Raw genomic sequence first — 12,759 nt, forward strand, 5'->3', positions numbered from 1 at the left:
GTCGGCGGCCTGGGGTGTGCGGATCTTCGGCCGGGTCCAGCCCAGGGTCTGCTTGAGTAGCCGGAAGTGTGTTCGAGGTCGAATCTGCGCACGCGCGCGGGAAGCACGCACAAACCTGATCCGCTCCTGACGGGTCAGCGGACGTAGGCGCCGGTGAGGTTGGGGCGTCCGCTGGTCGGGCTGAGGAACACGCCGCCCAGCCCCGGCCCGTGCAGCAGGAAGGCGCTGGCGGACACGGTCGGGATGAGGGGGGCGTACCGGGACATGACGTCGTGATCGAGCTGGCCGTAGAGCGGCGCGGCGGCCGTCCGGTCGGTCATCGCGGACAGGTCGTCGAGCCGACGGTTGACGCACGGTTCGTCGAACTTCGCGAAGTTCACGCTCCACCCGGCGGCGAGGCTGCTTCCGTGCAGCAACGTTCCCAAGGTCGCGTTGCCGTCGGGGAAGTCGGCGACCCAGGCGCTGTACATCAGGTCGCACGTCGAGTCGGTCGCGCCGATGATGCCCCAGTAGTCACCCGCGTTCAGCGGCGTCGGAGTGATCCGGAAGCCGGCCCGCTGCAACCCCGTACGCACGACGGCCGCCCCCGTGGCGTCGTCGGGCGTATCCGGGTAGCAGTAGGTGAGCGTCGGCTTCCGCCCGCGGAGCAGTTGCTTGGCCTGAGTGACGTCACCGTGCCCGGCACTCGGGTACGCGTCGTAGTCGAGCCACCCCGGCATGGTCGGCGAGAGGACGGTGGTCAGCGGCGCGCCGACGGCTGTGCCACCTTGCGCCTGGATCAGGGCTCCTCGGTCGAACGCCCAGTTCAGCGCCTTGCGTACGGAGACGTCGGTGATCCGCCGGGTGTTGATGCTGATGTACTTCGCGAGCCCGGTCGGGCCGGCGAGCGTACGGGCGGTCAGGGTGGGGTCGCCTTGCACGGCAGAGATCTGATCGGCGGCGACGTTCGCGGTCATCACCGCCGCCGCGTCCGTCCCCGTCGCCGTCATGAGGCGCTGGGTCTGCGTCGCCCGGTCCACCGTCCATTCGATGTGGATGGTGTCGGCGTACTGGTGGCGCAGCGGGTCGGAGGCCGGATTCCAGGCCGGATTGCGACCCAGGGTCAGCGAGACCCCCGGTACCTCGGCGATCCGCCGGTACGGGCCGGTGGCCAGGAAGGTCCGGTCGTAGTCGGCCTGCGTATCGCGGGCCTGCGGCACCGGGGTGGTCGTGGGGAACGCCACCAGATAGGGCAGCTCCGGATGCGGCTGGGCGAAGGTGAAGACAAGCGTCTGATCGTCGGGCAGGCTGATCCCCGGCGGGACCGGCGATCCCGCGTACGGGCCGGGGTAGGCGCCGGACGGATCCAGCGCGGGCTGCAGGTAGTGCGGCCCGTACGCACCCTGCTCACTGAACGACCGCGCGATCCCGTACGCGATGTCGCGTGAGGTGATCGGGCTGCCGTCCTCGAACGTGCTGCCGGGCCGGAGGTGATAGGTCCAGACGCGGCCGCCGTCGCTCGATTCTCCGGCGTTGGTCGCGAGGTCGCCGACCAGCCGGGTCGGCCCGCCGGCCGGATCCTCCCGATAGCCGGTCAGCGTGCGGTGGAAGAGCTGGGTGGACAGCTCGACGACGTCGTAGATCTGTTGCGGGTCGAGGTGGGCCGGGGGAGCGTCCTGCAGCCAGGTCACCTGCCCACCGGTACGCGCGCCGGGAACCGCCGGAGCCGGAGTGGGGGCGGTCCCGGCGAAGTCGATGACGACCTCGGCGGTCGCCGCCGACGCGGGTGACCCTGGGCCGGCGATCAGCCCGCTCGCTACCAGCGCGAGGACAAGTATGCGTCTCATGCGCGGACCGTAGGGCGACCGGGCGCGTACCTCCGCGTCGCTTAAGCCAGGAGTGAAACGAGCGAACGGCCCCCGCGCGGCTGCGCGGGGGCCGTCAGTGGTGCTGTCGGCCGGACTTCGTCAGGGACGAGCCCAGTCCTCGGAGGGCAGATCGCTGAATCCGTTCTTCTGCGCCGGCGTCTCCAGGAGGTTCGGACCGGGCGTGGGCTCGGGCTCGGTCGGCGTCTCCGCCGCGAGACCGGCCTTGCGGGCCCGCTTGGCGGCCTTCCGCTCCTTGCGGCCCTCCACCATGGTGTAGAGCGTCGGTACGAGGATCAGCGTGAGCACGGTCGAGCTGATCAATCCACCGATCACGACGACGGCCAGCGGCTGCGAGATGAAGCCGCCCTCGCCGGTGATGCCGAGTGCCATCGGCAGTAGCGCGAAGATCGTCGCGACCGCCGTCATCAGGATCGGGCGCAGCCGTCGCCGGCCGCCCTCGACCACCGCGTCGACCACGCCGGCGCCTTGGGCCCGGTATTGGTTGACGAGGTCCAGCAGCACGATCGCGTTGGTCACCACGATGCCGATCAGCATCAGCATGCCGATCAACGCCGGTACGCCGAGCGCGGTGTCCGTCACGAGCAGGGCCAGGATCGCCCCGGTGGCCGCGAACGGCACCGAGACCAGCAGGATCAGCGGCTGCACCAGGCTCTTGAAGGTCGCGGCCATGATCAGGAAGACGATCGCGATCGCGGCGAGCAGCGCCAGGCCGAGGTTGCCGAAGGCGTCCGCCTGGTCGGCGCTGGCGCCGCCCACGGTGTAGGTCGCACCGGCGGGCAGCTGCAGCGCCTTGAGCTTGGTGTTCAGATCCTGCGTCGTCTTGCCCAGGTTGCTGCCCGTGGCGGTGCCGCTGACGGTGACGCTGCGGTCGCCGTCGATCCGCGTGATCTGGGTCGGGCCGTCCACGGTGGCCACCTCGGCGACCTGGTCCAGAGTCAGCGGTCCCGCGATCGGCAGCTTCTTGAGCTGGTCCAGCGAGGTCGGCGAGGCCGCCCCGAAGGTCAGCACGACCTGCTGCTGCCGTCCGTCCAGGGTGTACTGGCCGAGCGGAGCGCCCCGGAAGACCGCGCCGACCGCCTGCGCCACCTGGGCCTCGGTCAGCCCGACCGCGGCCGCCTTCTGGCGGTCCACCGTCACCTGGACCCGCGGCGCGCTCGTCGACAGGTCGCTGGCGACGTCGGTGACGTCCGGCACCTCGGACATCGCCTGCCGTACCTGGTCGCTGGCGGTCTTCAAGGCCGCGTCATCGTCGGCCTGCACGATGATCTGCAGCGTGCTCGCCGAGAAGCCGCCCCCGCCGTTGCCGGCGTCGACCTTGACCTCGCCGACGTCGGTCAGCTTGGCCAGCTCGTCGCGCAGCTTCGCCTGCACGTCGTACGCCTTGGCGTCCTTCTTCAGCGTGATGCTGACCGTCGAGGTGTTACTGCCCCCGGCGCCGAAGCCGAAGGTGCCTCCGGAGCCGACCGTGACCTGGTAGGTCTCGACGCCCTCGGTGTTCGCCACGACGGACTCGATCTTCTTCGCGGCCGCGTCGGTCACCGCCAGGCTGGTGCCCTTCGGCATCTCCTGCGAGACCGTCAGGGTCGTCTCGCCGGACTGGTCGAGGAAGTTCGTCTTCAGCAGGCTCGCCATCCCCATGGTGAGGAAGAAGACGAGGATCGCGGCGGTCACCGTGAGCCAGCGACGCCTGGTCGCGAACCGGATGATCGGCACGTACGCCCGCTGCAGGAAGCTCCGGCGTTCCTTCGCCTCGGCCGCCTCCCGGATGGCCTCGCCGTCCGCCGAACCGTTGGCCGGCTTGAGGAACCAGTACGCCAGCACCGGGATGATCGTCAGCGACACCGCCAGCGAGGCGAGCAGGGCCACCGTGACGGTGATGGCGAAGCTGGAGAACAGCTGCCCGACCAGTCCGCCGACCAGGGCGATCGGCGAGAACACGGCGACCGTCGTCAGGGTCGACGCCGTCACCGCGCCCGCGACCTCCTTGACCGCGCCGAGGACCGCGTGCTGCTTGTCCTCCCCGTACGCCAGGTGCCGCTTGATGTTCTCGAGGACCACGATCGAGTCGTCGACGACGCGGCCGATCGCGATGGTCAACGCGCCCAGCGTCAGGATGTTGAGCGAGTAGTCGCCCACCTTGAGCGCGATCAACGCGATGATCACCGACAGCGGGATCGACACCGCCGTGACGATCGTCGACCGGATCGACAGCAGGAAGACCAGGATCACGATGATCGCCATGACCAGGCCGAGCGCGCCTTCGGTGGTCAGCCCTTCGATCGACTTCTCCACGTACGGGGCCTGGTCGAAGACGGCGGTCAACTGAGCGTCCCCGCCCAGCTTCGTCTTCAGGTCGGGCAGCATGTCGGAGATCTCGTGCGAGATCCCCACGGCGTTGCCGTCCGGCGCGGCGAACACCATGATGCCGAGGCTCTCCTTGCCGTTCGTCCGGGTGATGGACGTGGCCGGGGCGAGCTGCTCGGTGATGGTCGCGACGTCGCCCAGCTTGACCGGGACGACGACGGTGCCCGGGGCGGCCGAACTCGGCCGCAGGTACAGGTTCTTGAGGTCGTCGATCTTGGTCAGCGGCGTACCGACCGAGACGGTCAGCGTCTTGTCGCCGGCGGGCAGGGTGCCGGCCGGCATCGCGATGCCGTTGACCTTCAGCACGCTCATCAGGTCGGCGACGGTCAGGCCCGCCCCGGCCAGCTTCGCCGGGTTCGGCGCGATGACCAGCTGCGCCTGGCGCTCACCGGTCAGCTGCGCCTCGCGTACGCCGTCGATGCCCTGGATGGCGGGCAGGACGTCCTTGGTGATCTTCTCGGCGAGCTGGCGTTCGTCGCCCCCGTTGCTCGCGCTGAGCAGGACCACCGGGAAGTTGTCCGTGCTGAAGGCGAAGACCTGGGGGTCTACGCCGTCGGGCAGGGTGGCCGAGAGGCGGTTCAGCGACGACTGCATCTTGGTCGTCGCGTCGTCGAGGTCGGTGCCGAACTCGAACTCGATCTGCACCGTCGAGACGCCCTCGGAGGAGGTGGAGGTGACCCGCTTGAGGCCCGGCGTCCCCTGCAGGGCGTTCTCGATCGGCTCGGTCACCTGGCCGGCGACCACCTCGGGGGCGGCGCCGGGGTAGGCCGCCGAGACGAAGGCGGCCGGAAAGTCGAGGGAGGGGAAGAGCTGTTGCTTCAGCTGGGGAATCACCATGAGGCCGAACGCGGTGACGATCACCGCGACCAGCGCGGTGAGCCCGCGGTTGGCGAGGCTGAGCCTCGAGAAGAAGGACATTGTCAACTCCGGGGGTCCGGTGGGCCCGACCCGGATAGTTTGCCTGACCCTAATATTTAGCGTTTCACCGGGTTCCTGTTACGCTGCTGGTGCGCGGGGGCCGACCAGCACAGGAGTAGCGGTGACCAGCAAAGACGCGGCGATCGCGCGGATCATGGCCGGTCAGCGGCGGTTCCAGCTGGCGATGGCGCGAGATCGATCCAATCCGTTCTTCGCCGTCAACCTGACGATGTCGCAGCTCAAGATCCTCTTCGCCCTGCGGCTGCACGGCGGCCAAGGTGGGCATGAGCTGGCCCAGAAGATGGGGGTCAGCCCGGCCACCATGACGGGCATTGTCGACCGTCTCGTCGCGGGGCGTTACGTCAGCCGCCGCGAGGATCCCCAGGACCGGCGCGTACGCCTCGTCGAGCTGACCCCGCACGGCACCGAGGTCGTCGAGGGGATCATGACCGTCGGCGAGGAGCACTCCCGTCGGCTGCTCGCCCGCCTGAGCGTCGACGAGCTGGACGTGGTGGCCGACGCGATGGACATCCTGGGCCGAGCCCTCGCGGCGGAAGCCGACGCCGAGGAGTCCGGCGCCGAAGCGGCCTCCGCCGACTGATCCGGCGCGGGAATAGATCGAAGAATCGGCCGAACGGAGGTCCCGGCCGTATTCCTTGGTGGCATATTCTGTGCCATATGCCCGCGACTCTGAGTGGGCTTACGCAACGCCGCTGACCTGCTGGTTCTCACCGACGGATCTCGTCGAGGCGGCAGCGGGACGCACCCGTGCGAGTGCTTCCGCAGACTATTCACGCCCATTTTCGGGCGGCAATCCACATGCGATTCGACGACATTCTGGAGGCATGATCATGCGCCGGTTCATCGTCATACTCGGGGCGATCGCGGCAGCCGTCGTCCTCGCGGCTCCACCCGCGTCGGCCGGCAGCCCGCACTTCGTCACCGTGTCGGCTTCGAGTTCGGGAAGTTCGCTCACGGTCAGCGGCAAGGAGGCCGGCTTGGGCAACGAGTCCCAGGTCCACATCGTGGTCAGCGCGACCGCGTTGTGCGTCAACAAGGGGGGCAACCATCCGAGCGCGGAGAACAAGGGGAGCTTCTCCGCCGACGGAACGTTCCCGGTCCAGAACGGCAAGGCGAACTTCTCGCTGACGATCTTCGCCACCATCTCGCCACCGTGCTCGCCGCCGATGACGCTCACCTGGACGAACATCACGGTCACGGACACCACCAACGGAATCTCCACCGGCGTGTGAGACTCCGGAATCCCGGCAGTGACGAAGGTCGGGGTGTGAGCATGATCCCGTGACCTCGTCAACGCTGTTCACGCTGCTGTTGATCACGGTCGCGGCGGTGGCGTCGCCGATCGTGGCGGACCGGCTGTCGCGGTGGATCGTGATCCCGACCATCGTCCTGGAGCTGATCCTCGGGGTTCTGGTCGGACCGTACGTGTTGCGGTGGGCGCAGGTCGACGACATCATCAGCGCCCTGTCCAGCCTCGGCCTGGCCGTGCTCATGTTCATGGCCGGGTACGAGATCGACTTCGGCCGGCTCCGGGGACGGCCGCTGACGTTGGCGGTCGTCGGCTGGCTCTGCTCGCTCGCACTAGGGCTCGGGCTCGTCGCGCTGCGTACCGGATTCACGGTGAAGACCATCGTGATCGGGCTCGCCCTGACCACCACCGCGCTCGGCACCTTGCTGCCGATCCTGCGCGATCGGGGAATGCTCGGTACGCCGCTGGGCAACCGGGTCATGGCGATCGGCGCGATCGGGGAGTTCGCGCCGATCGTCGCGATCTCGGTCGTGCTGACGACCGACAACCCGGTGCACTCGATGATCCTGCTCGCGGTGTTCGCCGTCATCGCGATCGTCGCCGCCCATCTGGCCCGGCGACCGCCGTCGCCACGGATGGCGCGGCTGGTGATCCGGACCCTGCACACCTCGGCCCAGCTGGCGATCCGGCTGGCCCTGCTGGTCCTGGTGACGATGGTCTGGTTGGCCTACCGGTTCGAGTTGGACACCCTGCTCGGCTCGTTCGCGGCCGGCATCGTGGTCCGCCTCGCGATGCGCTCCGCCTCCGAGCATCTGACGCATCAGGTGGAGTCGAAGCTGGACGCGATCGGCTTCGGGTTCCTCATCCCGATCTTCTTCGTCGTCAGCGGCATCAACCTGAACCTCGGCGCGCTCTCCTCCGTCGAGGGGCTGCTGGCGACGCTGCTCTTCGTGGTCGCGCTGGTGGTCGTCCGGGGTGGGCCGATCCTGCTGCTGCACCGGCGGGACCTGCCCGGCGTACGCGAACGGGTGGCGCTGGCGCTGTTCGGCGCATCGGCGTTGCCGTTGATCGTCGTCATCACCACGATCGGGACGGCGGACGGCGTACTGACGACTCCACTCGACGCGTCCCTGGTGGCGGCGGGAGCGTTGTCGATCCTGATCTTCCCGCAGGTCGCGATGCGCCTGCAGCGCAGCGGTACGCAAGAAACCGGCGCGTCCACGCGGGACACGCCGGTCACCCTGCCCGCCGAGCCGGAGGCTCTGTAGCCCGGCGGAAGCGCTCAGCTGGAGAGCTACTGGGTCAGGTCGTACACGGTGACGCCGCCGACCGTCTGAGCCGTGAAGTTCTGCGCCACCCAGCTCGCGATCTGCTGCGCGGAGGTGCTGCCGCCGTTCGACATGCCGCCGAACCCGCTGCCGCCGAGGAGGTAGTGGACCTTCTTCTGCTCGACGAGCTGCTGGAAGTCCGCCAGCGAGATCGACGGGTCGCTGCCGTTGAAGCCGCCCAGGCTCATCACCGGCTCGCCACTGCCCAGCTGGTAGCCCGCCGCATTCTGCGAGCCGACCGCCGCCCCGGCCCAGGTGTACTGGTCCGCGTCGGTCTGCAGCAGCTTGACCAGCGCACTGTTCGGCGTCGACGCGGTGAGCAGGCCGCCCGCGCCGCCCCCGCCCATCCGGCCACCGCCGTCGGAGCGCGTGCCGGTCCCCGGGAACCCGTTCTGGCCGTTGCCGGGCTGGGTCGCGCCGTTCTGCGTACCCATGTTCGGCGGAGCCTGCATGCCCCCGTTGCCGAAGCCGCCCCGCGGACCGCCACCGCCCATCCGGCCGCCGCCGAACCCGGAGCCTTGCACCGACGGGCCGGCCGTGGGAATCGAGCCGGTGTGCGCGGTCGCGGCCGTGTCCAGCGCGTAGGCCGCGGGTCCCGCCAGGCCGGCCGCGATGCCCGCGGCCGCGACCACCGTGGCCACCCGGCGCCAGCGCAACCAGGGCAACGCGAGGAGCGCAGCCGCCGCGAGCAGTCCCGCCACCACCACAGTGGTACGCAGCCAGGGCACGAAGTCGGCGCTGCGACCGAGGAGCACGCTCGACCAGACGGCGGTGACCGCGAGCGCGACCGCGAGCATCGAGCGCGCCACGATGTGGGCTCGGTGCTGCCAGAGCGAGACAGCGCCGATGCCGATCAGCGCGCCGATCGCGGGCGCCAGCGCCACCGTGTAGTACGCGTGGAAGATGCCGGCCATGAAGCTGAACGTCCCGGCGGTGACGAGCAGCCAGCCGCCCCAGAGGATCAGCCCGGCTCGCATCCGGGAGGTACGCGCGGCGCGAGCGCTCAGTGCCAGCCCGCCGATCAGGAAGATCAGCGCGGCGGGCAGCAGCCAGGCGACCTGGCCGCCGATCTCACCGTCGAACAGGCGGGTGAGCCCGGTCGAGCCCCACATGCCGCCGTTGCCGCCACCGCCGCCGACGCTGCCGACCTCCTCACCGGTCAGGCGGCCGAAGCCGTTGTAGCCGAGGGTCAGCTCCAGGATGCTGTTGGACTGCGATCCGCCGATGTACGGGCGCGACGAGGCGGGCCAGAGCGACACGATCGCGATCCACCAGCCGGCCCCGGCGATCATCGCGCCGAGCGCGGCCAGTAGCTGCCACACCCGCTTCCAGAAGCCGACCGGCGCCGCGATCAGGTAGACCAGGCCGAACGCCGGGACGACCAGCAGCGCCTGCAGCATCTTGGCGAGGAAGGCGAAGCCGACAAGCCCGCCGGCCAGCAACAGCCACTTCGTCTTGCCCTGCTCCACCGCCCGGGTGACGGCGTACGCCCCCGCGACGAGCAGCAGCACCAGCAGCGCGTCGGGGTTGTTGAACCGGAACATCAACACCGCGACCGGGGTCAGCGCCATGACGCCGCCCGCGAGGAGTCCCGCCGCCGGACCGAACCAGCGGCGTACGGCGGCGTAGAGCAGGCCGACCGCGGCGACGCCTTCGAGCGCCTGCGGAACGAGGATGCTCCACGAGTTGACCCCGAAGATCCGCGCCGAGATCGACATGACCCAGAGCGACGCCGGAGTCTTGTCGACGGTGATGAAGTTCGCCGAGTCGAACGAGCCGAAGAACATCGCCTTCCAGCTCTGCGAACCCGCTTGGACCGCGGCCGAGTAGTACGCGTTGGCCCAACCGGACTTGCCTAGCCCCCAGACGTAGAGAACGCCGGTCGCGATCAGGAGAGCCAGCAGCGCGGGCCGCTCCCATCTCCGGCGGCTCGGCCTCATGGCCGGCTTCTCGGCCGTCGCGGGTTCCAGGGTGGTTGCTGGCGTGTCCTGGACGCGGTCTTCTGCGATGGTCATGCCCCCAGGCTGAGCTGATCGCATGGGCGACTCGTCGGACCGCCCTGTGTGGCGCCTGTGAACCTCTGGGATTTATGGAAAAGAAACCTTACTGCCGCGAACGTGCCGTCGGGTCCCGCGCGTCCTGTCGGCATGCGTAAATCGATGCTGATCCTGTCGCTCGTCCTGACGCTGGCGGGTTGTGGGAAGACCGGTACGCCGACGGCACCGGACCCCAGCGCGGCGGCCCGGGAGATGCGGCTGCAGTCGGCCAACGCGGTCTGCGTCTCCGAGCAGAACCGCTCCCGGCTGGTCACCTACCCCGGCACCGACGGCGAACTGGGCGCCGGCTATCTGACCGGCACGGGCGACACCGCCGTCGTCCTGCTGCACCAGTCCGGCGGCGGACTGTGCCAATGGCTCGGCTACGCCGACGCGTACGCCGCCAAGGGGTGGCGCGGCTTCGCGATCGACATCCGGAACCAGACCCGCGTCGACGACGCCGTCGCGGCGGTCGCGTACCTGCGATCGTCGGGCGTGCGGAAGGTCATCCTCGTCGGCGCCTCGATGGGCGGGACGACCGCGTTGGCCGCCGCCGCGACGATCCAGCCACCGGTCGACGGCGTCGTCAGCCTGTCCGGCCCGGCGACCTTCTCCGGAGCCGACGCCGCCTCGGCCGTGCCGAAGCTGGCCATGCCGGTCGTCTTCGCCGCCGGGACCAACGACGGGAACTTCGCCACCGACGCCCAGTCCCTGTACGACGCGTGCGGCTCGAAGCAGAAGAAGCTGATCCTGCTGCCCGCCAGCGACCACGGCGTACTGCTCATGTCGCGAGGAATGGGCGAGTTCGTGCTGTCCTTCGTCGCCGACCCAGGCGCCGCCCTCTCCCTCACCGTCTGACGGCGCCCTCGCCGTCTGATGGTGATCATTGCGTCAGCCATGCTGCTTCGCGCGACGAAATGTCCGCTGAAACAGCATGGCTGACGCGACGATCATGCTTTGTTGAGGGCGCGGAGGAAGGATTCGGCGAGAGGGACGGCGGAGGAGGTCGAGTCGCCGCCGTTCTCGACGAAGACGGCGAACGCGATGTCACCCTGCCAGCCGACGAACCAGGCGTGCGTGTGCGCCGGGTTAGCGTCGTACTCGGCGGTGCCGGTCTTGCCGCTGACCGGGCCGCCGGGGACGTCCGCGAGCGCCTTTCCGGTGCCGGCGGTGACCACCTCGCGCAGCGCCGGGCGCAGCTGGTTCAGCGTGCTCGTCTTCAGCGTCGGGCCGTCTTCGGCGACCGCGGCCGGAGCCGGGTCGAGCAGCACGATCGGCTGCTTCCACTTGCCTCGGGCGACGGCCGCGATCGCGCCGACCATCGCGAGGGGGGAGACGATCGTGGTGCCCTGGCCGAACGCGGCGGCGGCCCGCTCGGCGGCGGAGCCGCCCGAGGAGACGGCGCCGGTGAAGCAGTCGACCCCCATGTCCCACTTGGTGCCGAGGCCGAGCGCGGTGCCCGCGGCGGCCAGCCCGTCCGGGCCGAGCTTGGGGGCCAGCGAAGCGAACGCCGTGTTACAGGACTTCGCGACGTCGGTGTGGAACGGCACGGCGCCGAGTTCGAAGTCGTGCGCGTTCTTGAAGACCCGCCCGTCGACGGTGAAGGTCTTGGGGCAGTTGACCACCGTGTTCGAGGTGACCGAGCCGTTGTCGAGCACCCCGTACGCCGTGACGACCTTGAACGTGGAGCCCGGTGGGACCTGGGCGACGAAGGCCAGGTTGTCCCCGCCGCCGTCCGGCCCGTTGGCCACCGCCACGACGTGCCCGTCGCTGATCCGCATCGCGACGATCGCCGTACGCCGGTCGGTCTTGGTCGCGAGGGCGGCGTCGGCCGCGTTCTGGGCCTTCGTCTCCAGCGTCACCTTCAGCGGCTGCCCGTTGACCGCGTCGGTGTCGTAGACCTGCTGTTCCCGGGTCGTGCCGGTGGACGTCTTGCTCGTGATGACGACCTGGAAGCCGTCGGCGCCGCGCAGCCGCTCGTCGTACTTCTTCTCCAGGCCGAACAGCCCGACCTGGTCGCCCACCTGGTACTTGCCCGGGTTGGCGTCCATGATCTCCTTCGTCACCTCGCCGACCGAGCCGAACAACGCACGGCCGAAGACGCGGGTCGGAGCCAGCTCGCGGGTCTCCTCGCGGAACACGGTGCCGTCCAGGTCCCGGATGTCCTTGCGGATCTGGTCGTACGCCTCCCGCCGGAGCGTCACGAGTTCGACGAAGGAGTCGGGCTTGGCCGCCTTGACCCGGTCGGCCAGGTCGCCGAGGTCCACCGCGACCTTGATCGACTTGAACGCGGCGTCGAGGAGAGCGGTCAACGCGGGCAGGTTGGTGATCTTCTGCGGCTCGACGCCGACCACGACCACGGGCCGTGCCGACATCAGCGTCTCGCCCTTGGCGTCGACGATGCCGCCCCGCTGGGCCTTGACCTGCTTCGTCGCCAGCGACGCTCCCGGCTGCAGGTCGGGGTGGACCACCTGGGGCTGCCACACCACGTTCCAGGCGTCCTCGCCGTTGACCTTGCCCTTGGTGAGCTTGACGTCCGTGGAGTACTCCCAGTGGGCGCCGTCCGGCAGCGTCCAGTCGAGGTGCAGCTTCCCGGCCGCGGAATCCTTGGTCACCGTGGGTTTGCCCGCGGACTTCGCCGTCGGCGGGGTCAGCGTCCCCGCGTACGCCTTGAGCTGCGCGGCGACGTCCGTGCTCGGAACCGGCTTGTTGTCCGGATCGACGAACGTGACCTTGCCGTCCCATCCGGTGCCCGGCCAGCCCGCGGCGAACGCGTCCAGCGCCGAGCCGGGCTCGGGTTCCTTGGTGCAGGCGGCGAGCGTGGTGGCCGCGAGCAGCGCGGCGAGGGTGGCGGTGAGCAGGCGGCGCGAGGGGGCGTACATGCCGACCATTCTGCGCGAAGAGCAGCATCTCGCGCAGCCGCCCCGAGCCCGGAACGCGGGTGTCGCCCTCGTTGTCCGGCTCCGCCCGACGCC

General features: G+C 69.8%; 8 protein-coding genes. 4 read left to right on the plus strand and 4 right to left on the minus strand.

What is annotated here, in order from left to right; genetic code table 11:
• Nucleotides 1-134 precede the first annotated feature (134 nt).
• Both AB0H43_RS37740 and AB0H43_RS37745 read right to left on the minus strand, forming a co-directional pair.
• Nucleotides 135-1,826: an ABC transporter substrate-binding protein gene (locus tag AB0H43_RS37740; RefSeq protein WP_360008127.1), complete on the minus strand. Its 1,692-nt coding sequence runs from the start codon at nucleotides 1,824-1,826 to the stop codon at nucleotides 135-137.
• Nucleotides 1,827-1,946: 120 nt separating this feature from the next.
• On the minus strand, nucleotides 1,947-5,150 hold the full coding sequence (locus AB0H43_RS37745) for an efflux RND transporter permease subunit (protein ID WP_360008129.1): 3,204 nt from the start codon (nucleotides 5,148-5,150) through the stop codon (nucleotides 1,947-1,949).
• A 121-nt stretch (nucleotides 5,151-5,271) separates the two neighbouring features.
• Here AB0H43_RS37745 and AB0H43_RS37750 point away from each other — a divergent pair, with 121 nt between their 5' ends.
• The 3 genes from AB0H43_RS37750 to AB0H43_RS37760 all read left to right on the plus strand — a co-directional run bounded on the left by AB0H43_RS37750 (nucleotide 5,272) and on the right by AB0H43_RS37760 (nucleotide 7,688).
• Nucleotides 5,272-5,751 (plus strand): MarR family transcriptional regulator, encoded by a 480-nt coding sequence (locus AB0H43_RS37750; protein ID WP_360008132.1) that lies wholly within the window; start codon nucleotides 5,272-5,274, stop codon nucleotides 5,749-5,751.
• A 244-nt stretch (nucleotides 5,752-5,995) separates the two neighbouring features.
• Entirely contained in the window at nucleotides 5,996-6,403 is a 408-nt protein-coding gene (locus tag AB0H43_RS37755; protein WP_360008134.1) for a hypothetical protein, read from the plus strand.
• A 49-nt stretch (nucleotides 6,404-6,452) separates the two neighbouring features.
• Nucleotides 6,453-7,688 (plus strand): cation:proton antiporter, encoded by a 1,236-nt coding sequence (locus tag AB0H43_RS37760; RefSeq protein WP_360008136.1) that lies wholly within the window; start codon nucleotides 6,453-6,455, stop codon nucleotides 7,686-7,688.
• A gap of 26 nt (nucleotides 7,689-7,714) precedes the next feature.
• On the opposite strand, the gene AB0H43_RS37765 is transcribed toward AB0H43_RS37760, so the two are convergent.
• Entirely contained in the window at nucleotides 7,715-9,688 is a 1,974-nt protein-coding gene (locus AB0H43_RS37765; protein ID WP_360008303.1) for a glycosyltransferase family 39 protein, read from the minus strand.
• A 207-nt stretch (nucleotides 9,689-9,895) separates the two neighbouring features.
• Here AB0H43_RS37765 and AB0H43_RS37770 point away from each other — a divergent pair, with 207 nt between their 5' ends.
• Nucleotides 9,896-10,642 carry an alpha/beta fold hydrolase gene (locus tag AB0H43_RS37770; protein WP_360008139.1) on the plus strand — a complete coding sequence of 249 codons (747 nt, stop codon included), beginning with the start codon at nucleotides 9,896-9,898 and terminating at the stop codon, nucleotides 10,640-10,642.
• Between the two features lie 92 nt (nucleotides 10,643-10,734).
• Here AB0H43_RS37770 and AB0H43_RS37775 read toward each other — a convergent pair whose 3' ends face one another.
• Complete coding sequence (locus AB0H43_RS37775; RefSeq protein ID WP_360008142.1) at nucleotides 10,735-12,666, minus strand: penicillin-binding transpeptidase domain-containing protein; 1,932 nt, start codon at nucleotides 12,664-12,666, stop codon at nucleotides 10,735-10,737.
• Nucleotides 12,667-12,759 lie beyond the last annotated feature (93 nt).

Source organism: Hamadaea sp. NPDC050747, from assembly GCF_040654195.1.
Taxonomy (GTDB): Bacteria; Actinomycetota; Actinomycetes; order Mycobacteriales; family Micromonosporaceae; genus Hamadaea.

Excerpts from the sequence above, each read along its gene's own strand:
- AB0H43_RS37770 (WP_360008139.1), top strand. The coding sequence starts at position 9,896 with ATGCGTAAATCGATGCTGATCCTGTCGCTCGTCCTGACGCTGGCGGGT.
- AB0H43_RS37775 (WP_360008142.1), bottom strand. The coding sequence starts at position 12,666 with ATGTACGCCCCCTCGCGCCGCCTGCTCACCGCCACCCTCGCCGCGCTG.
- AB0H43_RS37740 (WP_360008127.1), bottom strand. The coding sequence starts at position 1,826 with ATGAGACGCATACTTGTCCTCGCGCTGGTAGCGAGCGGGCTGATCGCC.
- AB0H43_RS37755 (WP_360008134.1), top strand. The coding sequence starts at position 5,996 with ATGATCATGCGCCGGTTCATCGTCATACTCGGGGCGATCGCGGCAGCC.
- AB0H43_RS37745 (WP_360008129.1), bottom strand. The coding sequence starts at position 5,150 with ATGTCCTTCTTCTCGAGGCTCAGCCTCGCCAACCGCGGGCTCACCGCG.
- AB0H43_RS37765 (WP_360008303.1), bottom strand. The coding sequence starts at position 9,688 with ATGAGGCCGAGCCGCCGGAGATGGGAGCGGCCCGCGCTGCTGGCTCTC.